This window comes from Lentzea kristufekii, from assembly GCF_033949925.1.
In the GTDB taxonomy this organism is placed as follows: Bacteria; Actinomycetota; Actinomycetes; order Mycobacteriales; family Pseudonocardiaceae; genus Lentzea; species Lentzea kristufekii.
In genome coordinates, this window is sequence record NZ_JAXAVV010000003.1 from 19,898 (window position 1) to 39,841 (window position 19,944).

At 68.6% G+C, this 19,944-nt stretch carries 22 protein-coding genes and 1 pseudogene; 8 read left to right on the top strand and 15 right to left on the bottom strand.

What is annotated here, in order from left to right; all coding sequences use genetic code 11:
- Nucleotides 1–2: 2 nt before the first annotated feature.
- Genes SK571_RS06880 through SK571_RS06890 form a run of 3 tightly spaced genes read right to left on the bottom strand, consistent with a single transcriptional unit; the run spans nucleotide 3 to nucleotide 2,994 of the window.
- Nucleotides 3–986 (bottom strand): sugar ABC transporter substrate-binding protein, encoded by a 984-nt coding sequence (locus SK571_RS06880; RefSeq protein WP_319983184.1) that lies wholly within the window; start codon nucleotides 984–986, stop codon nucleotides 3–5.
- 14 nt (nucleotides 987–1,000) lie between these two features.
- Complete coding sequence (locus SK571_RS06885) at nucleotides 1,001–1,861, bottom strand: TIM barrel protein (protein ID WP_319983185.1); 861 nt, start codon at nucleotides 1,859–1,861, stop codon at nucleotides 1,001–1,003.
- Between the two features lie 2 nt (nucleotides 1,862–1,863).
- Entirely contained in the window at nucleotides 1,864–2,994 is a 1,131-nt protein-coding gene (locus tag SK571_RS06890) for a Gfo/Idh/MocA family protein (protein ID WP_319983186.1), read from the bottom strand.
- Nucleotides 2,995–3,128: 134 nt separating this feature from the next.
- On the opposite strand from SK571_RS06890, the gene SK571_RS06895 reads away from it, so the two are divergent.
- The 5 genes from SK571_RS06895 to SK571_RS06915 all read left to right on the top strand — a co-directional run bounded on the left by SK571_RS06895 (nucleotide 3,129) and on the right by SK571_RS06915 (nucleotide 7,586).
- Nucleotides 3,129–4,241 (top strand): LacI family DNA-binding transcriptional regulator, encoded by a 1,113-nt coding sequence (locus tag SK571_RS06895; RefSeq protein ID WP_319983187.1) that lies wholly within the window; start codon nucleotides 3,129–3,131, stop codon nucleotides 4,239–4,241.
- 15 nt (nucleotides 4,242–4,256) lie between these two features.
- Nucleotides 4,257–5,750, top strand: a complete 1,494-nt coding sequence (locus SK571_RS06900; protein WP_319983188.1) for a CoA-acylating methylmalonate-semialdehyde dehydrogenase — start codon at nucleotides 4,257–4,259, stop codon at nucleotides 5,748–5,750.
- 318 nt (nucleotides 5,751–6,068) lie between these two features.
- Nucleotides 6,069–6,431: a hypothetical protein gene (locus tag SK571_RS06905; protein WP_319983189.1), complete on the top strand. Its 363-nt coding sequence runs from the start codon at nucleotides 6,069–6,071 to the stop codon at nucleotides 6,429–6,431.
- 382 nt (nucleotides 6,432–6,813) lie between these two features.
- Nucleotides 6,814–7,080, top strand: a complete 267-nt coding sequence (locus SK571_RS06910; protein WP_319983190.1) for a hypothetical protein — start codon at nucleotides 6,814–6,816, stop codon at nucleotides 7,078–7,080.
- The gene (locus SK571_RS06915; RefSeq protein WP_319983191.1) at nucleotides 7,077–7,586 is read left to right on the top strand and encodes a BTAD domain-containing putative transcriptional regulator; all 510 of its coding nucleotides are present in this window, start codon (nucleotides 7,077–7,079) and stop codon (nucleotides 7,584–7,586) included. Before SK571_RS06910 ends, SK571_RS06915 begins: the two co-directional genes overlap by 4 nt.
- Nucleotides 7,587–7,631: 45 nt before the next feature.
- Here SK571_RS06915 and SK571_RS06920 read toward each other — a convergent pair whose 3' ends face one another.
- Genes SK571_RS06920 through SK571_RS06930 form a run of 3 tightly spaced genes read right to left on the bottom strand, consistent with a single transcriptional unit; the run spans nucleotide 7,632 to nucleotide 10,630 of the window.
- Entirely contained in the window at nucleotides 7,632–9,146 is a 1,515-nt protein-coding gene (locus SK571_RS06920) for a tripartite tricarboxylate transporter permease (RefSeq protein ID WP_319983192.1), read from the bottom strand.
- Nucleotides 9,147–9,665: a tripartite tricarboxylate transporter TctB family protein gene (locus SK571_RS06925; protein WP_319983193.1), complete on the bottom strand. Its 519-nt coding sequence runs from the start codon at nucleotides 9,663–9,665 to the stop codon at nucleotides 9,147–9,149.
- Entirely contained in the window at nucleotides 9,662–10,630 is a 969-nt protein-coding gene (locus SK571_RS06930) for a Bug family tripartite tricarboxylate transporter substrate binding protein (protein WP_245983175.1), read from the bottom strand. The genes SK571_RS06925 and SK571_RS06930 overlap by 4 nt, the downstream gene beginning before the upstream one ends.
- A 130-nt stretch (nucleotides 10,631–10,760) precedes the next feature.
- On the opposite strand from SK571_RS06930, the gene SK571_RS06935 reads away from it, so the two are divergent.
- Nucleotides 10,761–12,299: a sensor histidine kinase gene (locus tag SK571_RS06935; protein WP_319983194.1), complete on the top strand. Its 1,539-nt coding sequence runs from the start codon at nucleotides 10,761–10,763 to the stop codon at nucleotides 12,297–12,299.
- Entirely contained in the window at nucleotides 12,296–12,967 is a 672-nt protein-coding gene (locus tag SK571_RS06940) for a response regulator (protein ID WP_319983195.1), read from the top strand. The genes SK571_RS06935 and SK571_RS06940 overlap by 4 nt, the downstream gene beginning before the upstream one ends.
- On the opposite strand, the gene arfB is transcribed toward SK571_RS06940, so the two are convergent.
- Nucleotides 12,950–13,378 carry an alternative ribosome rescue aminoacyl-tRNA hydrolase ArfB gene (gene arfB, locus SK571_RS06945; protein WP_319983196.1) on the bottom strand — a complete coding sequence of 143 codons (429 nt, stop codon included), beginning with the start codon at nucleotides 13,376–13,378 and terminating at the stop codon, nucleotides 12,950–12,952. The two genes, SK571_RS06940 and arfB, sit on opposite strands and share 18 nt — an antisense overlap.
- Before the next feature lie 705 nt (nucleotides 13,379–14,083).
- Nucleotides 14,084–14,542 (bottom strand): annotated as a pseudogene (locus tag SK571_RS46340) (SigE family RNA polymerase sigma factor); the annotation flags it as partial.
- A 110-nt stretch (nucleotides 14,543–14,652) separates the two neighbouring features.
- Between SK571_RS46340 and SK571_RS06955 the strand changes: the two are divergent.
- Nucleotides 14,653–15,204: a hypothetical protein gene (locus SK571_RS06955; RefSeq protein ID WP_319983198.1), complete on the top strand. Its 552-nt coding sequence runs from the start codon at nucleotides 14,653–14,655 to the stop codon at nucleotides 15,202–15,204.
- Nucleotides 15,205–15,274: 70 nt separating this feature from the next.
- On the opposite strand, the gene purM is transcribed toward SK571_RS06955, so the two are convergent.
- From purM to SK571_RS06990, 7 genes are all read right to left on the bottom strand, one after another.
- A complete protein-coding gene (gene purM, locus SK571_RS06960) occupies nucleotides 15,275–16,336 on the bottom strand; it encodes a phosphoribosylformylglycinamidine cyclo-ligase (protein WP_319983199.1) in 1,062 nt (353 codons plus the stop codon).
- A 30-nt stretch (nucleotides 16,337–16,366) separates the two neighbouring features.
- The gene (purF, locus tag SK571_RS06965; RefSeq protein ID WP_090066113.1) at nucleotides 16,367–17,872 is read right to left on the bottom strand and encodes an amidophosphoribosyltransferase; all 1,506 of its coding nucleotides are present in this window, start codon (nucleotides 17,870–17,872) and stop codon (nucleotides 16,367–16,369) included.
- Between the two features lie 97 nt (nucleotides 17,873–17,969).
- Nucleotides 17,970–18,332 (bottom strand): hypothetical protein, encoded by a 363-nt coding sequence (locus tag SK571_RS06970; protein WP_319983200.1) that lies wholly within the window; start codon nucleotides 18,330–18,332, stop codon nucleotides 17,970–17,972.
- Complete coding sequence (locus SK571_RS06975; RefSeq protein ID WP_319983201.1) at nucleotides 18,332–18,496, bottom strand: hypothetical protein; 165 nt, start codon at nucleotides 18,494–18,496, stop codon at nucleotides 18,332–18,334. Before SK571_RS06975 ends, SK571_RS06970 begins: the two co-directional genes overlap by 1 nt.
- Nucleotides 18,496–18,816 carry a hypothetical protein gene (locus SK571_RS06980; RefSeq protein ID WP_319983202.1) on the bottom strand — a complete coding sequence of 107 codons (321 nt, stop codon included), beginning with the start codon at nucleotides 18,814–18,816 and terminating at the stop codon, nucleotides 18,496–18,498. The genes SK571_RS06975 and SK571_RS06980 overlap by 1 nt, the downstream gene beginning before the upstream one ends.
- Nucleotides 18,816–19,133: a hypothetical protein gene (locus tag SK571_RS06985; RefSeq protein ID WP_319983203.1), complete on the bottom strand. Its 318-nt coding sequence runs from the start codon at nucleotides 19,131–19,133 to the stop codon at nucleotides 18,816–18,818. The genes SK571_RS06980 and SK571_RS06985 overlap by 1 nt, the downstream gene beginning before the upstream one ends.
- A complete protein-coding gene (locus tag SK571_RS06990; RefSeq protein ID WP_319983204.1) occupies nucleotides 19,133–19,879 on the bottom strand; it encodes a maleylpyruvate isomerase N-terminal domain-containing protein in 747 nt (248 codons plus the stop codon). The genes SK571_RS06985 and SK571_RS06990 overlap by 1 nt, the downstream gene beginning before the upstream one ends.
- Nucleotides 19,880–19,944: the final 65 nt, after the last annotated feature.

The following is a 19,944-nucleotide window of genomic DNA, read 5'->3' on the forward strand; positions in this document are numbered from 1 at the left end:
CCTTACCTCTTGCCGTTCTTGGCGTACTCCGCGACCTTGTCCACGTTGGACTTGTCGACGAAGCCGGGACCGGTGAGGACGGGCTTGCCGCCACCGAGGGTGTTGGCGTTGTCCTTGAACAGCTTCAGCATCACGATCGGCAGGTAGCCCTGCTGGTACTGCTGCTGGTCGACGGCGAACAGCACGTCGCCGGCCTTGATCGAGCTGACCACGTCGGCGTTCAGGTCGAACGTCGCGACCTGCGCCTTCGAGCCCGCGCCCTTGATCGCGGAGGCCGCGTTCACGGCGACCTGCGGGTTCAGCGCCAGCACGCCGTCGACGGCGGTGTCGGACTGCAGCTTGGCCTTGATGCGGGCCTCGATGTCGGTCGGGTTGGAGATGTCGACCTGGAGGTTCTCCACCGCGCCGCCGAAGCCGCTGCGGGCACCGTCGCAACGCTGGTTGAGGCCCGAGTTGCCGGCCTCGTGGATCACGCAGAGCAGCTTGGTCTTGCCGGCGGCCTTGAGCTTCTTGCCGGCTTCCTCACCGGCGATCGACTCCTCCTGGCCGACGTGCGCCATGGCACCGAACTCCGCGCTCTTCGCGCTGCCGGAGTTGATCGTGATGACCGGGATGCCGGCCTTCACCGCGTTGTCGATGGACGTCTTGAGCGCGTCCGGGTTCGCCATCGACACGACGATGCCGCCGACCTTCTGCGACACGGCGTTGTCGATCAGCTTGGCCTGGGCGCCGGGGTCGCCGTCGGAGTTGTAGGTGACGCCGACGCTGAGCTGCTTGGCCGCGTCCTCGGCGCCCACCTTGACGACGCTCCAGAACGCGTCGCCGGCGGTGCCGTGGGTGATGACGGCGACCTTGAGGTCTCCGGAGGCCTGCGAGCTGTTGTTCTGCGTGTTCTGGGTGTTGGTTCCCGTGGGACCGCTGCAGGCGGCGAGTAGAGCAACACCGGCGAGAGCGACGCCCGCGCGGATGACCAGACGAGACTTCATCGTCTCCAGTCCCTTCAGAGGATCTTGCTGAGGTGCGCGAGACTGCGCGCGGTGTCCTTCAGTGGCTTGTCCACTGGACTTCCGCCCTTGAGCTGGGTGTCCTGCTCCAGGACGAACCAACCGGTGTAACCCGCCTCCTGGACGAGCTTCACCAGCGCTTCCACGTCCACGTCGCCGTCCCCGAGCGGCACGTAGATGCCCTGTTCCACGGCATCGGTGTAACTGAGCTCGCCGCTGCGCACCTTCGCCGCGATCTCGTCACGCACGTCCTTGAGGTGCACGTGACCGATCCGGTCCGGGTAGCGGCGCGCCAGCTCGACCGGGTCCGTGCCACCGATGAGGAGGTGGCCGGTGTCCAGGCAGAGCTGGAGATCGGAGTCCGCGAGGAACCTGTCGACCTCCGCCTCCCGCTCGACGTGGGTGCCCACGTGCGGGTGCAGCACGGTTTTGAGGCCGTGCCCGGCGGCGATCTCACGGATCTTCGCGCAGGTGCCGACGAGGGTGTTCCACTCGTCGTCGGTGAGTTTCGGCGTCTCGTCGTAGCCGTCGAGCCCGGTGGCGGCGGCGAGCACGAGGACCTCGGCGCCACCGGCCTTCAGGATCGCGGCGACGCGGCCGGCTTCGTCCAGAGTGGACTGGACGTCGGTGTGCAGCGTGACCGCGAGGAAGCCGCCGACCAGCGTGAGGTCGTGGCCCGCCAGGAGGGTCTTGAGCTGTTCTGGGTCGGCCGGCAGGTAGTCGGGCGGGCCGAGTTCGGTGGCGGTGAGGCCCAGCGAGTGCATCTCGGCCAGGACCGTTTCGGACGGGAGCACCTCGCCCCAGCCCGGCACCTCGCACACGCCCCAGGAGATCGGTGCCCCAGCGATCTTCGCCATGCCTAGTTCCCCTCTGCGTTGAACGGCGCCGCCTCCGGCGTCGCGGAGGAATCGCCTTCAAGTCGGTCGTCCGGCCGACTCGCTCCCGCCGAGTTGGGCTCCGCCGAATTCGACGGGAGCGGGTGACCGGACGACCGACGCGATTCCTCGATCCGCACCGGTGCGCCACTGCGGCGCGACTGCTCACAGGCTTCGGCCAGGCGGAGGCTGATCAAACTCTCTCGCGCCGGGGACGGGTTCGCGACCTCGCCCTTGATGACCTGCGTGAACAGGTTCATCTCGTTGACGTACGCGCGGTGGAAGCGCTCGGGGAAGCCGGGGTAGGCGTCCGGTCCGGCGACGTGGCCGCCGGGCTCCAGCGAGTTCAGCGGGGTGCGCGGGTCGACGCCCGCGACCAGGGAGTCCTTGCTGCCGAGCACCTCGATGCGGTGGTCGTACCCGACCGGGTCGTGCCGTCCGCCGGCCAGCGTGGCGTGCGCGCCGCCCGCGAACTTCAGCATCACGACGGCGTTGTCCACGTCGTCGGCGTCCGCGAACGCCTGGTGCACGAGGACGGAACCGCTCGCGTAGACCTCGACGACCGGCTCGCCGACGAGCCACGGCACGCAGTCGAGGTCGTGGATCAGCAGGTCGCGGAAGATGCCACCGGAGGCGGGCAGGTAGGAGAAGTCCGGCGGGTTCGCGTCGTTGCCGACGGCCCTGACCAGGTAGACGTCCCCGACCTCGCCCGCGCGGATGCGGCGGTTCAGCTCGTAGATGGCCGGGTCGAACCGGCGCTGGAAGCCCACGAGCACCTCGACGCCGGACTTCTCGACGTCCGCGATCAGCGCGGCCATCTCGGCGACGTCACTCGCGATCGGCTTCTCGCACAACGTGGGGACGCCCTTCGCGATGGCCGCGCGGAGCATCTCGGGGTGCGTGTTCGTCGGGGTGGCGAGCAGCACGCCGTCGACGTTGTCCAGCAGCGTGCCGAGGTCGTCGACCGCCTTGGTCCCGGCGAGTTCCGCCGACGCCTGCGACGCCCTGCCGGGCACCGGGTCGAAGAGGAGCACCTCGTCGACTCGATCCAGTCCGGCGAGGTTGGTCGCATGCATGGTGCCGATCCTGCCGACACCCGCTACTCCGATCCGCATCGCAGGTTTCCCCTGTTCATCGCCGAGAAGTGTTAGAGCGCTCTATTGGTTGGAGCGCTCTAATGCTGTAGCTTCCGTCACACGGGTGTCAAGGGTGGGTTTCCAGCTCGTGACGTGAGGGGAGGTGGTTCCAGGTGGTCAGGCCGACGATGGAAGACGTCGCTCTGCGGGCGGGCGTGTCCCGCGCACTGGTGTCACTGGTGATGCGCGGTTCACCCAAGGTGAGCGAGATGCGACGCACCGCTGTTCTGAAGGCCGCGGAGGAGCTGGGGTACTCCCCGCACGCCATGGCGCGGTCGCTGGCCTCGCGCACGTCGACCGTTCTCGGCGTGATGGTGTCCGACCTGCACAACGCGTTCTTCGCGGAGGTCGTGGACGGCATCGACGAGGTGGCGCGCGACCAGGGGTTCGACATCATCATCAACACCGGTGGCCGCTCTCCCGCTCGTGAGCGCCGGGCCCTGGAATCGTTGCTGTCCTTCCGCCCTGCCGGACTGATCCTGTTGTCGCCCGTCGTGCCGGCGACCGCGATCGGCAAGGCCGCCGAACAACTTCCGATCGTGCTCGTGGCCCGGTCGTCGCGCGTGTCCACTGTGGATACTGTGAACGACGACGGGGAGACGGGTGCGCGCCTGGCTGTCGACCACCTCGTTTCGTTGGGACACACGCGCATTGCGCATTTAGACGGCGGTGAAGGCACTCAGGCCGGGCCTCGGCGGCGCGGGTACGTCGCCGCTATGGAGGCACACGGGCTCGTGCCGCAGGTCGTGTCGTCCGAGTACACGGACGCGGCGGGTGCGCGGGCAATCCGTGGGTTGATCGCTGACGATGCCCTGCCCACGGCCATCCTTTCCTGCAACGACTTCAACGCCGTCGGCGCGATCTCCGCTTTGGAGGACGCCGGGCTGCGCGTGCCTCAGGACGTGTCCGTCGTGGGGTACGACAACACTTCGCTTGCCGCGTTGCGGCACGTCTCGTTGACCACGATCGACCAGCCCCGTGCTGAGTTCGGCCGGTTGGCCGCCGACGCGCTTCTGCAGCGCGTTCGCGAAGAGCGCACCGAACCCGTGCGCCATCTCCTCAATCCCTCGCTCGTAGTCCGCAGCACGACCGCTCCACCAGCGACTTCGCGTCGGTCGTCCGGCTCCCTCTTCCTGTCAACCGCCGGAGGCGATTCGGCGGGAAGCGGGGGCCGGACGGCCGACTTCAAGGCGAAGTCGCCGGAGCGGCGAAGCCGCGACCAATAAACACGGAGGATCGCGTTGAGCACCATTCCGCACTGGATCGACGGCGCCCGCACCACCGGGGTGTCGTCCCGGACTTCCGACGTCTTCAACCCCGCCACCGGTGAGGTCGCCGCCCAGGTCGTGCTGGCCGAACAGGCCGACGTCGACCTCGCGGTCGCGTCCTCGCTGAAGGCGGCGCAGTCCTGGTCGGAGTCGTCGTTGTCGACGCGGTCGCGGATCCTCTTCGAGTACCGCCACCTGCTGCACACCCACCGCGACGAGCTCGCCGCGATCATCACGTCCGAGCACGGCAAGGTGCTCTCGGACGCGGCCGGTGAGGTGCAGCGCGGCCTTGAGGTCGTCGAGTTCGCGTGCGGCGTCCCGCAGCTGCTGAAGGGCGAACACTCCGAGCAGGTCTCGCGCGGCGTCGACGCGTACTCGTTGCGGCAGCCCCTGGGCGTCGTCGCGGGCATCACGCCTTTCAACTTCCCCGTGATGGTGCCGATGTGGATGTTCCCCATCGCCATCGCGACCGGGAACACCTTCGTGCTCAAGCCTTCCGAGCGCGACCCGTCGGCGTCCATCAGGCTGGCCGAGCTGTTCGCGGAGGCCGGGCTGCCCGACGGCGTGCTGAACGTGCTGCAGGGCGACGCCTTCGCGGTCAACGCGCTGCTGGACCACCCGGACGTCTCCGCCGCGTCGTTCGTCGGCTCGACCCCGATCGCGCGGCACGTCTACTCGCGCGGCACGGCGGCCGGCAAGCGCGTGCAGGCGCTGGGCGGCGCCAAGAACCACATGGTCGTGCTGCCCGACGCCGATCTCGACGTGGCCGCCGACGCCGCCGTCTCCGCAGGCTACGGCTCCGCGGGCGAGCGCTGCATGGCCATCTCGGTCGTGGTGGCCGTGGGTGAGACGGGTGACGCGCTCGTCGAGAAGATCGCCTCGCGGACCCGCGACCTGCACCCGTCCGTGCTGCCGGGCACCGATCCCGCAGCCCAGATGGGGCCGCTGGTCACCGGTGTGCACCGGGACAAGGTTCGGTCCTATGTGGACGCTGGTGAGGCCGCCGGTGCGTCGCTGGTCGTGGACGGCCGCGGGTACGCGCCGGAGGGTGCGGAGAACGGCTTCTGGCTGGCGCCGACGCTGTTCGACCACGTCACCCGCGACATGACCATCTACACCGACGAGATCTTCGGCCCGGTGCTGACGGTCGTGCGCGCCGACACGTTCGAGGACGCGCTGGAGCTGGTGAACGCCAACCCGTACGGCAACGGCACCGCGATCTACACGGGTGACGGGCTCGCCGCCCGCGAGTACCAGCGGCGCGTGCACGTCGGCATGGTCGGCATCAACGTCCCGATCCCCGTGCCGATGGCCTACTACTCGTTCGGCGGCTGGAAGGACTCGCTGTTCGGCGACACGCACGTGCACGGCGCCGAGGGCGTGAAGTTCTACACGCGGGCCAAAGCCGTCACGGCCCGGTGGCCGCAGCAGCACGGCGTGAACCTGGGCTTCCCGACGCACGGCTGAGACGTTCGGAGCAACGGCCGCCCTGTCCGCCTCGAGCGAACAGGGCGGTCTTTTCCATTTGGTACGAACCAATAACAGCCCGAACGACTCGCTGATCTGGACAAACGAACTAAGCGAACGATTGTCCTGCTGAAATCGACTTCAGTTTCGCCGATCTTGGAATATCCGGACACGACTGAACGGTTCGACAAAGGTGCTGGACACGGAGGTAAGATCCGCGTTCACACAGTCGAACACCGCTCCCTTTCTCGCGGGCGCCGCCCCGTTCGTTACACCCGCACAAAGGGAGAAGAACGCCTCAGCAGGAGGACGAACACGATGTCGCCCAGCGAGGACGACAGTCCGTTCGCGACGGCATGCCGCGCCACCACCCGGACCGAATTCGTCCGCGCGCTCAACCAGCTGCGCACCTCGAGAGGATTGTCGTGCCGGCAGGTCTCGATCAACGCGGGCGACCTGGCGTTGGCGAAGAGCAGCGCGCACGCGATGTGCACCTATCGGCCCCCGAAGCACGAAGAACCGCTGAGAGCCTTCCTGACCGGCTGCGGAGAGCCGTGTGAGGCGCTCGACGGCTGGGTGGCGCAGTGGCGGCGCGTGACGGCCTCCCGCGCCAACAGGAGGCCGCACCCCGCTGCTCAGCTGGTCCAGAGCTCGGCCAGGGGTTTCTCACCACCGGAATAGCATTCCGGTGCGCTCGCGAGCCTAACGGTCACCCACAGCTCCGGCCAGAGAGTTGGACCGCATTGGACGCGGACATTACGACCAATCGACCACCTCGTGGTCAGCGACTGCGAAAAAGTGGACAGAAACTGGCCAGTTGGACCTGATTGGACGGAGTTGGACACCGTTGCACAGGGGACATGAAAAACCTGGACGACGATTCAGTTGGCAATCACCCGTGTGAGTGACATGCTCGTGGTCAAGCCGTTATGTCGCCGGGTCCGGCGGCAACGCCAATTGCCCGCACGGACGCTTTCCACACATCCGGCTTTCGCTGTTCGCAAATCAGCTGGTCCACCCGGCGCGCGGTGACGCCTGCGCCGACCCCATCCAGGAGTTTCTGATGACCACCACCCCCTACAACGGGGCTCTTCACCCGCGCCGGCGGTGCTCCACCTCCGGCACCAGCACGGTCATGCTGGCGACGGCCGCGTTCATCTTCACGGCGTGGATGCTCGCGCACGACCACTCGCCGGTCGTCGCCGTGTCCACGACAGCCGCCGTGCTGGCCGTGACGGTCACGCTGGGCCGCAGCCGCCCGTTCACCGCGAGGTTCGGCCCGTTGCCTCCCGTGAACCCGATGGTGATCTGGCCGGAAGAGCAGCGATGACCTACCCGGAGGGCGATCCGCTCGAACGCCTGCACCGGCTCTGGCCGCAGCTCCTGCTCGGCCTGTCGAGATCGGGAAGGCGCGCGGAGGCCATCGCGGCGTACCGCGAGATGAGCACGATTCTCGGAGCGGAACTCGGCATCGACCCGCCTCCCGTGCAGCCACTGATCGCGACCTCGACCGCCGAACTGCGAGCGGCGACCGAGGCCGAGTTCATCGAGCTGTTGAGGACGATCCAGGTCAGGTCTGGCCTTACCCTGCCGGAGATCCACCGCCGGGCGGGCAGACGGCTGCCGCGCAGCCAGGTCTACTCGTTGTTCAAGCGCGGCAAGCTGCCGACGAAACCCGAGCAGGTGCGGGCGTTCGTGACGATCTGCGGGATGCCCGAACCGCAGGTGGCCCGCGTGATGGAGCTTTGGGCGATGTTGCGTGAGCAGACCGAGCTCACGGTGCGCGGGCCGGAGGACGAGAAACCGTTCGCGATCCTGATCGTGCGCAGCGCATGAGAAAGCCCCCGCTCAAGTTCCTGAGCGGGGGCCTTCCTCGTGCGATCAGGCGTCGATCTTCTCGCGTTCCGGTTCCGCAGCCGCCGCCGGAGGCTTCGGCAGGAACCGCTTGAGCAGCGGGAAGAACAGGATCACCACGACGACCACGTAGACGATGATCGCCATCGGGCTGTTGACCAGGCCGGTCAGCGAGCCGTCGGAGAGCTGCAGCGAGCGGCGCATCTGCTGTTCCGCGGCCGGGCCGAGGATCACGCCGATGATCGCGGGCAGCACCGGCAGGCCGTAGCGGCGCATGCCGAAGCCCAGCAGGCCGATCACGAACATCAGCAGCAGGTCGAAGATGTCCGCGTTGACCGCGTAGGCACCGACCGAGGCGAAGAACAGGATGCCCGCGTAGAGGTACGGCCGCGGGATGCGCAGCAGCTTCGCCCACAGGGGCGCCAGCGGCAGGTTCAGCACCAGCAGCAGCGTCAGGCCGATGAACAGCGACGCGATCAGCGCCCACACCAGGCCGGACTCGCGCTGGAACAGCAACGGGCCGGGCTGGATGCCGTACTGCTGGAACGCCGCGAGCATGACGGCCGCGACCGCCGTGGTCGGCAGGCCCAGCGTCAGCATCGTGACCAGGGTGCCCGCCGCAGAGGCGGAGGCCGTGGACTCGGGGCCCGCCACGCCCTCGATGGCGCCCTTGCCGAACTCGTCCTTGTGCTTGGAGAGCCGCTTCTCCGTCACGTACGACAGGAACGTCGGGATCTCCGCGCCGCCGGCCGGGATCGCGCCGAACGGGAACCCGATCACCGGGCCGCGCAGCCACGGCTTCCAGGTGCGCTTGAGATCGGCCTTCGACAGCCACGGACGGCCGACCGGGATCGGTTCGAACGGCTTGCGGCGCAGGTGGGCGGCGACCCACAGGGCCTCGCCGACCGCGAACAGCGCCACCGCGACCACGACGATGTCGATGCCGTCGGCGAGGTGCAGCGAGCCGAACGTGAGCCGCTGCTGGCCGGTCATCTCGTCGAGGCCGACCAGGCCGAGCGTCAGGCCGATGAGCAGCGAGGCGAACCCGCGGATGCGGGACGCGCCGAGCACCGAGGTGACGGCGATGAACGCCAGCACCATGACGGCGAACAGGTCGGGCGCGCCGATGTCGACGGCGTGCTTGGCGACGAACGGGGCGAGCAGGACGATCAGGATCGTGCCGATGATGCCGCCGGTGAAGTGGCCGATGGCAGCGGCGGCAAGCGCTTGCGCGCCCCGTCCCTTGCGGGCCATGGGATTGCCTTCGAAGGCGGCCACGACCGCGGCGCTCTCACCCGGTGTGTTCAGCAGGATCGACGTGGTCGAACCGCCGAACATGCCGCCGTAGTAGATGCCCGCGAACATGATGAACGCACCGGTCGGCTCCATGCCGTAGGTGACGGGCAGCAGCAGGGCCACCGCCATGGCCGGGCCGATGCCCGGCAGGACGCCGATCGCGGTGCCCAGGAGCACGCCGATCGCGGCGAGCAGCAGGTGTGTCGGCGTCAGCGCGGTCGCGAAGCCGTCGAGCAGTTGTTCCACCTAGAACACCTCCATCAACGGGCCACCGGGCAGGGGGACGCCGAGCAGGTTGTTGAACACCACGAAGGTGAAGATCGACAGGCCGGCCGCGATCAACGGGTCGCGCACCAGGTTGCGGCTGCCCAGGGCGTAGGCCGCGCCCCAGAACAGGATCGCGCCGGAGATGGGGAACCCGACCACGCCGATCAGCACGGCGTTCGCGAGGAAAGCCCCGCACAGCAGCAGAACCGTGCGCCAGTCGGCGGGTGCGGACAGGTCGACGTCCTCGCCTGCCTCCGCCTCGCCCCTGCCTCCGCGCAGCACGTCACGGGCCAGCAGCGCGGCGACGATCAGCAGCAGCGAGCCGACCAGGATCGGCACGGCCTTGGGGCCGACCGGGCCGCGCTGGGCGAAGTCGGTGGGGATGCGCAGCGCGTCGGTGAGCACCAGCACGCCGAGCACGACCAGCAGGGCGCAGATGCCCAGCTCGGAGTGGTCGCGGAGCCAGCTCCTGCGCTCCGGTTTCGTCACGGTCGTCATGCCAGCCCCAAGTCCTTCAGCACCGTTGCCACCCGCTTGTTCTCGTTTTCCAGGAAGGTCCTGAACTCGTCTCCCGGCGCGAAGGCGTCCGTCCAGCCGTTGCGCTGCAGCGCTTCCTTCCACTGCGGCGTCTTCTGGAGGTTCTGGAACACCTCGACGAGCTTCGCCTTGTCGGTCGGCGAGATGCCGGGAGGAGCGACGATGCCGCGCCAGTTGGTGAACTCGACGTCCACACCGGACTGCTGCAACGTCGGCGCGTCGACGCCCTCGATGCGGTCCTTGCTCGTCACCGCGAGCACCCGCAGCGTGCCGGCCTGGATCTGGTCGCGGTACTCGCCGACGCCGGAGACGCCGAACGCGACCTTGCCGCCCAGAACGCTCGCCAGCAGCTCGCCACCACCGTCGAACGGGATGTAGTTGACGGTCTTGGGAGGCAGGCCCACGGCCTTCGCGATCAGCATCGGCGCCAGGTGGTCGGGGCCGCCGGGAGCCGAGCCGCCGCCGACCGTCACCGTGCCGGGGTTGGCCTTCCAGGCGTCGACGAGTTGTTGCATCGACGTGTACGGCGAGTCCTTCGCGACCACGACGATGTCCGGTTCCTCGATCAGCTTCGCGATCGGGGTGGTGTCGAGCAGCGAGTTCGGCGACTTGTTCGTGTACACCGCGCCGACGACGCCCAGACCCATCGACATGATCAGCTTGCCGTTGCCGCGCTCCCCGACAGTGCGGCCTAGTCCGACCGTGCCGCCGGCGCCGGGGAGGTTGAACACCTCGGCGTTGCGCAGCAGGTCAGCGTCTTCCATGGCCTTCGCCGCCGTGCGCGCCGTGATGTCGTAACCGCCGCCTGGCGCGTTCGGCACCAGCACCCGCAGCGCCCGCACCTGACTGCCCTCGCCGCTGTCCGCACCCGGCGTCAGCAGCGGTGGCACGAGCAGGACGGCGAGCAACGCCGCCGCCACCGCCACCCACACCTTCACCGACACTGTGATCCCCGCCTCTCGTCCGCGTGGTTGGACATGTTGCTCTGGTGTAAACCTTGATGTCGCTCTTGCGCTTCTAAGGTTTCTTTCGGTCTTTCTGGTCACGGGAGGTCACATGCGTCGCCGCCGTTCCCTGGCCAGTCAGCTCCTCGCATGGCAACTGGTAGTCGTCACGTTGCTACTCGGCGCGGTGGGCGCGCTGACAGTCGTCCAGACGGGCAGCAACTTTCGCTCCAACGAGGAACGCCGGATGCTGTCGGTCGCCGAGACGGTCGCCGCGAACTCGCTGGTCCAGGAGCAGATGGGCAACTGGCGCCTGCTGTCCGCGCCCGCCGAGACCGCGCGCAGCCTGTCCGGCGCCTCCTACGTGCTGATCCTCGACGAGAAGCGGCTCGTGATCGCGTCGCCGGACCCGGCCCAGATCGGGACCACTTCGGACACCCGCACCACCGCGCTGGAGGGCAGGTCCTGGACGGGGACGGTCCGCGACTCCATCGAGGCGCACGTGCCGGTGTTCGACCCGACGAGCCGCCAGGTCAACGGCATGGTGGTCGCCGGCGCGGAGGACCCCGGCATCTTCGCCGGTGCGCTGGAGCAGCCCGTCGACGTGCTGCGCTACCTCGCGATCGCGCTGATCATCGGCGTCACCGGGTCGTTGCTGCTGGCCCGCCGGGTGAAGAACCAGACGCTCGGGCTGGAGCCGCACGAGATCACCGCGCTGGTCGAGAACCGCGAGGCGTTGCTGCACGGCATCCGCGAGGGCGTCGTCGGTCTCGACGGCCAGCACCGGATCACGCTGGTCAACGACCACGCGAGCGACCTGCTGGCGCTGCCGGAGAACGCGGTCGGGCGGTCGGTCGAGGAGCTGGAGCTGAACGACCGCCTGCGCGACGTGCTGACCGGACGCGCGACCGGCGTCGACCAGCTGGTGCTGCGGCAGGGCGTCGTGCTGACGTTGAACCGGATGCCGATCGAGGGCGGCGACGGCGCCGTCGTGACGTTGCGAGATCGCACGGAACTCCTTGCGCTGCAACACGAACTCGACGCCTCACAGCACGCGACGGACACCCTGCGGGCGCAGGCTCACGAGTTCGCGAACCGGCTGCACACCATCGCCGGGCTGATCGCGCTCAAGGAGTACGACGAGGTCACCAACTACATTCACCAGATCAGCTCGGCGCAGGACCAGTGGCGGGCCGAGGTCGGCTCGTCGATCGGCGACCCCGCCGTGGCCGCGCTGCTGATCGCCAAGGCGTCGCTCGCGGCCGAACGCGGGGCGGCGCTGCGGATGGGCCCGGACAGCGTGCTGGGCAGGGTCGACGAGGCGCTGTCGGCGGACCTGGTGATGGTGCTGGGAAATCTCGTCGACAACGCGTTGGACGCGCTGAGTTCGCTGAACACGAACGGCGCGGGGAAGTGGATCGAGGTAGGTGTGACGCAGTTGGACGACGAGGTCCAGGTCGTGGTGCGCGACTCCGGTCCCGGCGTGGCGCCGGAACTCGCGGAAGAGGTGTTCCGGCACGGGTTCACGACCAAGGCGGCATCGCACGGTGAACGCGGCATCGGGCTCGCGCTGATCAGGCGGGCGTGCCTGCGGCGCGGCGGTTCGGTGAGCGTGTCCGGTTCGGTCTTCACGGCAAGGCTGCCCTGGTGATCCGGGTGCTGGTCGTCGACGACGACTTCATGGTGGCCAAGGTGCACAGCGGTTACGTCGCGCGCACCGACGGGTTCGAGATCGCCGGGGTCGCGCACACCGGCGGGGACGCGCTGCGGCTGGTGCGGGAACTGAAGCCCGACCTCGTGCTGCTCGACATCTACCTGCCGGACATGAGCGGGCTCGAAGTGCTGAAGTCGTTGCGCGCCAACGAGGACGTGGACGTCATCGTGATCACGGCGGCGACCGACGTCGAGACGGTGCGCAGTGCGATGCGCGGCGGGGTGTTGCACTACCTGATCAAGCCGTTCGACTACTCGGCCCTGCGCGACCAGCTCGCGCACTTCGCGTCGTTGCGGGAGAAGCTGCACCGGCTCGACTCGGCCGGGCAGGCGGACGTGGACCAGGTCTTCGGCGCGCGGCCTACCTCGAAACCGTTGCTGCCCAAGGGGTTGACGCCGGAGACCGCGCGGCTCGTGGAGAACGCGCTGCGCTCGCACCCGGAAGGGCTGTCGGCGTCGGAGTGCGCTTCGTCGACGGGCGTCGCACGGGTGAGCGCGCGCCGGTACCTGGAGCACTTCGTGTCGATGGGACGGGCCGAGGTCCGGTTGCGGTACGGCGGAACCGGCCGGCCCGAGCGGATCTATGCCCTAGTCCCAGGAGCCTGACCGGCCGCGGCCTCGTTTGGTGTCCGCGCGGCGCTTCTTCGAGGCGATGCGGCGTTCCTGCGAACCCCTGGTGGGCTTGGTCGCCCTGCGCACCGGAGGCGGTGGCGCGGCGGCCTCGCGCAGGATCACGGCGAGGCGTTCGCGGGCGGCGGCGCGGTTCTGCAGCTGCGCGCGGTGCTCGGAGGCGGCGATCGTGATCACGCCGTCGACGAGCCTGCCGGCCAGCCGATCGAGCATCCGCTGCTTGAGGTGATCGGGGATCGACGGCGAGGCAGCCAGGTCGAACGAGAGCTCCACGCGGCTGTCCGCCGTGTTCACTCCCTGCCCGCCCGGCCCACCTGACCTGGAAAAACGTTCGCGCAGCTCGGACGCCGGCACCACCAGCGTCCTCGTCACGGTCACGTCGTTCATGCCTCAAGGTTAGAAGGTGAGGCCCGGCAATGTCGCGATCTTTATCAGCTCCTCGCGGTCCAGCAGCGGCGCGGACCGCTGCGGTGCGCCGCCGACGTCAGGTTCACCCCACACGGCGTCGCTGAACCGGCCGATGTTGTCGCTGGTCACCGAGATGGTCGTGCCGTCGGGCCGAACGACGTTCGCGGACAGGACCTGCGAGTCGGGCCGGCCGGGCACCGGCAGCTGGATGACCCGGACCTGCTGGCCGTCACGCACCTCGATCCGGCACGTGGGGTCGTCGCAGTTGCCGAGGTCCTTCTTGGCGTCGAAGCCGATCGAGATGGTGACCCCGCCGACTCCCTGCGCGTCCCGCAGCCGCGCCACGGCCCGCCGCTTGCCGTCGGGTGTGTTGGTGTTGCGGGTGAAGAACACGAAGGCCCTGGCCTGGATCTCGGGAACGTCCTCGGCGGTGATGCCGGGCGGCAGCCGGTACGAGGTCCGGAACAGCTGGGTGAGCACGGCGTTGCGGTCGGCCGCGGAGTCCGCCTGGGACATCGCCGGCGCCGACGTCTCGTGCGGCCTCGCCAGGTATCCGGTCAGGCCGGCCCCGGCCAGCAGCACGAACGACATGGCCGCCGCGATGGTAGTGCGCCGGCGGACGAGCTTGGTCCTGCCCTTGCGGATCACCTCTGAGGTGTAGATCCGCGACGCCGGTTCGTTCTCCAGCAGGTCGCGCAACGCGGCGAGGCCCTTGGCGGCCTGACTCTTCACCGTGCCCTCCGTCCTGCCGAGGATGCGGGCGGTCTCGGTGATGCTCAGGTCCTCCCAGTACCGCAGCACGACGACGGCGCGTTGCCCCGGAGGCAACGCATCGAGCGCCCTGCGCAGGTCGAGGTCGGAGGCGGCGTCGGTGACGGCGCTCTCCGGCACGGCGTCGACGATGCGTTCGCGCTGGAAGAACCCGCGCCGGGTCTCGTCGATGGCGGTGCGCACGAGCACCTTGCGGGCGTAGGCGTCGACGCTGTCCTTGCGCACGCGCGACCAGGCCACGTACATCTTGATCAGCGCGGTCTGCACGATGTCCTCCGCGCGGTGCCAGTCGCCGCACAGCAGGTAGGCCGTGCGGCGCATGACGAGCGCACGGGCATCGACGAACTCCCCGAACTCGCGGTCGCGGTCCAAGTGCCCCCTCCTCGGTCGCCGCTTAGTACGCGGCGACTGTGGTGGAAGGTTGCCTCAGCACTCGCGAGCTACGACACGAGCAACAACCTGGAAGGCGGCATGAGGTTCGGATGAAACTCTTCGCACTGGCCCTCAGCGCCGTGGCCGTTGCGTCCGCGGGCTGCTCGTCCGGTGAAGCCGAGCCCGGCTGTCCGGTTGTCACCGATCCGGTGGTCAGCGCGCGGATCGTCACGGTGGTACGGGACGTGGCCGAACACCGGACACGCGCGATCATCAACGCGGCGGAAGGATCAGCGTCGCTCGTGTTGAGCGACGACGCTGTCCAGGTATCGCCTGACGCGGCGAAGACCGCCGAACGCGCCTACAACGTGCTGTCCTGGTCCAATGCGAAAGCCGGCTACGTGCGTTACGAGATCAACGACGTCAAGGTGAACTCGGTGTCCGCATGTGAGAACACCGTGGTCGCTGAGGCCACCGCGACAACGAGGCTGTACCAGCGAACCGGGAGCTTCACGGGGTCGGTGTTCGGCCCGGTGGAGTTCGAGTTCGACACCGCGGGCGGGCGGTGGACCTTGAAGGAACATCGACTGCTCGGCGCGGTGAAGCAGCCTCCGATGGTCGAGCCCACGGACTGGGAGTACGAGCAGTTCGACAATCGGTGAGAGCGGTCTCGCTCCGCAGCGAGCAGTGACGGTGCCGGCGAGATCGCCGGCACCGTCCCTGGGCTGACCGTCAGAATCGCGGGTGGTCGCCGACGAGTGCGGCGCCGCCCTGCTCGGACTTGGTGATCTCGCCGAGCACCCACGCCGGCACGTGGCGGGCGGTGAGCACGGCCAGCGCGCGGTCGACGTCCTCGGGCGCGACGACGGCGACCATGCCGACGCCCATGTTGAACGCCTTCTCCATCTCCTCGCGCTCCACGCGGCCGCGCTGGGCGATGAGCTGGAACACCGGCGCGGGCGTCCAGGTGCCGCGGTCGAGCGTCGCGTGCAGGCCCTCCGGCAGCACGCGGGCCAGGTTCGCGGCCAGGCCACCACCGGTGACGTGGGAGAACCCGCGGACCTCGGTCTCGGCGATCAGCGCCAGGCAGTCCTTGGCGTAGATCTTGGTCGGCTCCAGCATCTCCTCGCCGAGGGTGCGGCCGAACTCCTCGACGTGGCCCTCCAGCGGCATCCGCGCGATCTCCAGCAGCACGTGCCGGGCGAGCGAGTAGCCGTTGGAGTGCAGGCCGGACGAGCCCATCGCGATCACGACGTCACCGTCGCGGACGCGGTCGGGGCCGAGCAGCTTGGACTGCTCGACCACGCCGACGCCGGTGCCGGAGATGTCGTAGTCGTCGTCGCCCATCAGGCCGGGGTGCTCCGCGGTCTCGCCGCCGAGCAGCGCGCAGCCGGCCTGGACACAGCCCTCGGCGATGCCCTTGACCAGCGAGGCGATCCTGTCCGGGACGACCTTGCCGACGGCGATGTAGTCCTGCACGAACAGCGGTTCGGCGCCGCACACGACCAGGTCGTCCACGATCATGGCGACCAGGTCGATGCCGACGGTGTCGTGCTTGTCGAGCGCCTGCGCGATCGCGATCTTGGTGCCGACGCCGTCCGTGGAGGAGGCGAGGATCGGCTCCTTCCAGCGGTCGAGCTTGAGCTGGAACAGACCCGCGAAGCCACCGATGCCACCGAGCACCTCGGGCCGGTGCGCCTTGGCCGCCCACGGCTTGAGCTTCTCCACCGCCTCGTCACCTGCGGCGATACTGACTCCGGCGGCGGCGTAGGTGGCCTTGGCGCTGTCGGTCACGTCAACTTCTTCCACTTGGATATCGGGTGCTCAGGGACGACGGAGTGCGTCTTCGGCACCATAGCCGCTCGCCAGAACGGGAGCCGCCGAGCCCGACACGCCCTTGAGGCCCTCGAGCAGGTGCTTGCCGATGAGCGCGTCCTGCGGCAGCTCGATCGGGTACTCGCCGTCGAAGCACGCCGAGCACAGCCGCGACTTGGGCTGCTCCGTGGCCGCCACGAGCTGCTCCAGCGACACGTACCCGAGCGAGTCGGCGCCGACCGAACGCCGGATGCCGTCGTCGTCCAGGCCGTTCGCGATGAGCTCCGCCCGCGAGGCGAAGTCGATGCCGTAGAAGCACGGCCACTTCACGGGCGGCGACGCGATCCGCACGTGCACCTCGAGCGCACCGGCCTCGCGCAGCATGCGGACGAGCGCGCGCTGGGTGTTGCCGCGCACGATCGAGTCGTCGACGACGACCAGGCGCTTGCCGCGGATGACGTCGCGCAGCGGGTTCAGCTTCAGCCGGATGCCGAGCTGGCGGATGGTCTGCGACGGCTGGATGAACGTCCGGCCGACGTAGGCGTTCTTGACCAGGCCCGACCCGTACGGGATGCCGCTGGCCTGCGCGTAGCCGATCGCGGCCGGCGTGCCGGACTCCGGCACCGGGATCACCAGGTCGGCCTCGACCGGGTGCTCCTTGGCGAGGCGGCGGCCGATCTCGACGCGCGTCGCGTGGACGCCGCGCCCGGAGATCGTCGTGTCCGGCCGCGCCAGGTAGACGTACTCGAAGATGCAGCCCTTGGGCTCGGGGGTCGCGAAGCGGGTGGACCGCAGCCCGTCACCGTCGATCGCGATCAGCTCACCGGGCTCGACCTCGCGCACGAAGCTCGCACCGACGATGTCGAGCGCCGCGGTCTCGCTCGCCACGACCCAGCCGCGTTCCAACCGGCCCAGGACCAGCGGGCGCACGCCGTGCGGGTCGCGTGCGGCGTAAAGGGTGGACTCGTCGGAGAACGTGAGGCAGTAAGCGCCCTTGACCGTCGGCAGCAGCTCCAGCGCGGCCTGCTCGATGCCCTTGTCGGCCGCCGCGTGGGCGAGCAGGCCGCAAAGGATGTCCGAGTCGGTGGTGGCGCCGTTGCGCTCGACGATGCCGAGGCTCTTGGCCTTCTCCAGCAGCTCGGCGGTGTTCACCAGGTTGCCGTTGTGGCCGAGGCTCAGCCCGGAACCGGCGGCGGTGGTGCGGAACGTGGGCTGCGCGTTCTCCCAGGTCGTGGACCCGGTGGTGGAGTAGCGGCAGTGCCCGACGGCCACGTGGCCCTTGAGGCTCTGCAGGACCTGCTCGTCGAACACCTGGCTGACGAGTCCGAGGTCCTTGAAGACGACGACCTGCGCCCCGTCTCCGACCGAGATGCCCGCGGCCTCCTGGCCGCGGTGCTGCAGGGCGTAGAGCCCGTAGTAGGTCATCTTGGAGACGTCTTCACCCGGAGCCCAGACGCCGAAGACGCCACACTCCTCACGGGGTTCCTGTTCGGACTGGGAATGGTCGTCGACCACCGAATTGGCTCCCTCACGATGGGGCTGGCTTCAACCCGAGTGTAAGTGGAGCAGGGGGCCAACCACCCCCTCCAGACCCCTGGTGAGGTGATGAAACTCATGCCATCCGGCACTTCGAGAGCTGCAGCGGGTTCCCGTTGAGGTAGTCGAAGGCCTCGGACTGTTCCTCGCCCACGCAGATGATCTCGTCGCCCACCGCCACCTCGTCGCGCACCTTCGACTCGTCCACGAAGTCGTCCGGCTCGACGAAGGCGCCCTTGAAGGCGCTCGGCTCGGGGGCGCCGCCCGGCAGGTCTCCCACGAGGTCGAGGTAGATGCGGGTGGCGCAGATGACATCGCTGTAGCCGTCGTAGCAGGTGTTGATGCTGGAGACCCGGAAGCGGATCTCGCCTTCCCAGCGGCCGAGGCCGCAGCCGGACAGCACCAGGCAGGCCGCGAGCGCCACGATGATCTTGCGCATCAAGCTTTCCTGCACTGGAACAGTTCGGTCTGGATGGTGTTGGTCTGCAACGCTCCGATCGTGCGTTGCTTCGCGATGCAGACGACCTCGTCACCGGCCTTCACATCGCCGTCGATCTCCTCGGAGCCGAGGATCTTGCCGGTGAAGGCAACGATCTTGCGCATCAGGCCTTCTTGCAGCTCTGCAGGTTCGTCACGACGTTCGAGTTCCCGAACGCGTTCCCCTTCTTCTGCTCGACCACGCACAGCAGCTCATCGCCGACCTGCGCGCCTTCGGCCCGGAACGTCAGCAGAGACCTGCTCTTCAGGTCCTCGGGCTTCAGCGCGCCCTTGGGTGCATCACCGACCAGTTCCAGCTTGAAGAACTCGGATGAGGACTGGCTCTCCTGCGAGACGATCTTGTATCGAACCTCTTCGCCCTGCCAGTTCGCCGCACAACCGGCAAGCAGCAGACAACCGAGCACTACCACGACAACCTTGCGCATCAGGCCTTCTTGCAGCTCTGCAGGCTCGTCACGACGTTCGAGTCCCCGAACGCGTTCCCCTTCTTCTGCTCAGCGACGCAAAGCAGAACGTCGCCGACTCGGGCCCCTTCGACCTCGGACGTCTGCATGGACTTGCGCTTCAACTTCTCGGGTTCCAGCGACCCGTTGGGCGCGTCGCCCACCAACTCCAGATCAAAGAACTCGGTCGGAGTGCTGTTGTCCACCGCGATGATCTTGTATGGCAGCTCCTGTTGCCAGGACGCCGCACACCCGGTCAGCAGGAGGCAGCCGAGCAGGACCGCAGCAAGCTTGCGCATCAGTGCCCCCGCCCGACCTGAAGGACGTCCAGCACCTGCCGGTCGCCGGTCATCTCCTTGAGGTTCATCCTGTTCCAGAGCCAGAAGTAGACGAGCTCGGCCTCACCGGTCACCTGCGCGTCCCCTTCTTCACCGGGGGCGGCGGCACGGACCTCCGGCACCTCACCAGCGGTGAGGGAGATCAACCACGATTCCGGCACGTCGGTCGACCGCACCACGGCGGTACCCGAGACGGTGCTCGGCGAGTCCCCGTCCAGCTTCGCGGCGACAATCGTGGTCAGCACCTCGTCGATGCCGTCGACGCAGAGGTCCGCATCCGTGGCGGCGACCTGCCGGACGACCGTCTGAGCGTCGAACCGGCGCAGAACCGTCTCGTGCGCGATCCGCCGGTGCCACACCCACGCGAGGTCGGGTGCGGACGGCGAGAAGGTCCACACCGGCCGGTTACCCGGCACAGCGGTCAGGATCTCGCTCGCGCCGACGAGCTGGAGGTCGAGGTACTCGAGCGGGGACAGCCCGCTCTGCGGAGGCGTCGGTTTGATCGGGTTGCGGCTGCCGGTGCGCAGGTACTCGGTGGAGGTCTCCAGGAACCGGCCGACGTGGATGACCAGGTCCTGCACGGTCCACCCCGGACGTGTCGGCACCTCGGCCGCCGGGTCCGCGTCCGCCACTGCCTTGCGGAACATCTCCGCCTGCTCGATGAACACAGCGGTCCACCGCTGAGCCGTCCACCCTGTCTGCACCATGAACGACATCGTGCCCGAAACAGTCCATCGGCGAGTGTGGAACCGGCCATGATGTATCTGCGTCG